The organism is Hyphomonas sp. GM-8P, from assembly GCF_003263315.1.
Classification (GTDB): domain Bacteria; phylum Pseudomonadota; class Alphaproteobacteria; order Caulobacterales; family Hyphomonadaceae; genus Hyphomonas.
The window spans coordinates 1-1,827 of record NZ_AWFE01000126.1 but is presented as its reverse complement, the minus strand read 5'-3'; the positions used below and the strand labels follow the sequence as shown (position 1 = coordinate 1,827).

Here is a 1,827-nt window from a genome sequence, read left to right as displayed (position 1 = left end):
TCGCCTATATCGACAGCGGCTTCGGCCTGCTTGCGGGCGATGTCGCCTATTTGTCGACCACGCTGATCGCCATCGACATCACGCTGGCGGGCCTGTTCTGGGCGCTCAGCCAGAACACCGACGTAATCGCCGGGCTACTCAAGAAGGTGCTCTATGTCGGCTTCTTTGCCTTTATCATCGGCAATTTCTCGCTGCTAGCAGGCATCGTTTTCGACAGCTTCGCCGAGCTTGGTTTGACCGCAGGCGGCGGGACCATGACCGCTGATGACCTCTTGCGACCGGGCTTCATCGCCAGCGTCGGTCTCGATGCCGGTCAGCCGCTCTTGGAAGAGATCGGCGACATGCTGGGGCCAATCTCCTTCTTCCATAACTTCATCATGATCGCGGTCATGTTCGTGGCCTGGGCGATCATCATGGTCGCCTTCTTCGTCCTCGCCGTGCAGCTCTTCATCACAATTCTGGAGTTCAAGCTGACGACGCTCGCCGGGTTCGTGCTCGTGCCGTTCGCGCTCTGGAACAAGACAACGTTCCTTGCTGAGCGCGTGCTCGGCAATGTCATCACCTCCGGCATCAAGCTCATGGTCCTGGCCGTGATCATCGGCATCGGCTCGACGCTGTTCTCCTCCGTCACAGACGCGTTCCGCACCGGCGATGATGTGACGCTGGCCCAGGTCATGGGTACGGTGCTGGCCGCCATCGTCTTCTTCTGGATGGGCATCTTCGCGCCCGGTATCGCCTCCGGCCTCATCACCGGCGCACCACAACTTGGCGCGGGCTCGGCTGCAGGCGCCGCGGCCGGTGTCGCGGCAGGCACGTATGTCGCCGGCATGGGTGGTCGCGCAGCGATTGGTGCGGCTGCAGGTGGAGCTTCTAGCGCTGTAAAAGCTGGCGCAAGCATGGCAGGTGCGGCGCGGACTTCTTACACGCTGGGTTCCGTTGCCTCCGGCGCATCAGGCGCAGCGGGTGTGGCCGCAGGTCTTGCCGGTGTCGCGCGCGCTGGCGGGGACGCCATGCGCCGCACGGCCTCCCGCCCGGCGCAAGCTCTTCGAGAAGCCTATCAACGCGGCAGTCAGGGGGCCTGGAGCGCGACCGGCGGATCGCCGACCGCCACCATGCAAAGCTCTGCGTCCGGGTCCTCCTCATCGCAAAGCCCCGGCTGGGCGCGGCGCATGCAGACCAGCCAGCGTGTGAGCCAGGCCGGACAGATGGCCGCCCATTCGATCCGCGACGGCGATCGCGGCGCGTCCGGCGCAAACCCGACCCTCAAAGATAAGGACGACTAGACGATGGCCTTCAAGCGATCTTCCTCCAGCTATGGGCCAAGCCCGTTCCCCGAAACGCCTTATCAGAAGGCCGGTCAAATCTGGGACGACCGTATCGGTTCCGCCCGCGTCCAGGCGAAAAACTGGCGGCTGATGGCGCTCGGATGCCTCGGCCTGTGCTTCGTGACGTCCGGCGCACTGGTCTGGCGCTCAATGCAATCCACCGTCACGCCCTATGTTGTCGAAGTCGATGAAACGGGCGCGGCTCGCGCTGTGGCTCCGGCAACGGAGCGCTACACAGCGAGCGATGCCCAGATCGCGCATCACCTCGCCAACTTCATCGAGCATGTGCGGGGCCTCAGCGTCGATCCCGTCGTCGTGCGAGAGAACTGGCTGCGCGCCTATGACTTCGTCACCGACCGCGCCGCGACCACGCTCAATGAATACGCATCCGCCAATGATCCGTTTGCGGATGTGGGGCGCAAATCCCGCACTGTGGATGTGGTCAGCGTTGTGCGCGTCTCGGACGACAGCTTCCAGGCCCGCTGGATCGAGAAGACCTATG

2 protein-coding genes are annotated in these 1,827 nt (G+C 63.9%); both read left to right on the top strand.

From position 1 onward, the window contains the following. Positions 1-1,283 (top strand): P-type conjugative transfer protein TrbL (trbL, locus tag HY26_RS17190; RefSeq protein WP_112074219.1); only part of this gene is annotated, 1,283 nt, incomplete at its 5' end. 3 nt (positions 1,284-1,286) lie between these two features. After that, the coding region (gene trbF, locus HY26_RS17185) for a conjugal transfer protein TrbF (protein ID WP_112074218.1) at positions 1,287-1,827 on the top strand (541 nt) is incomplete at its 3' end.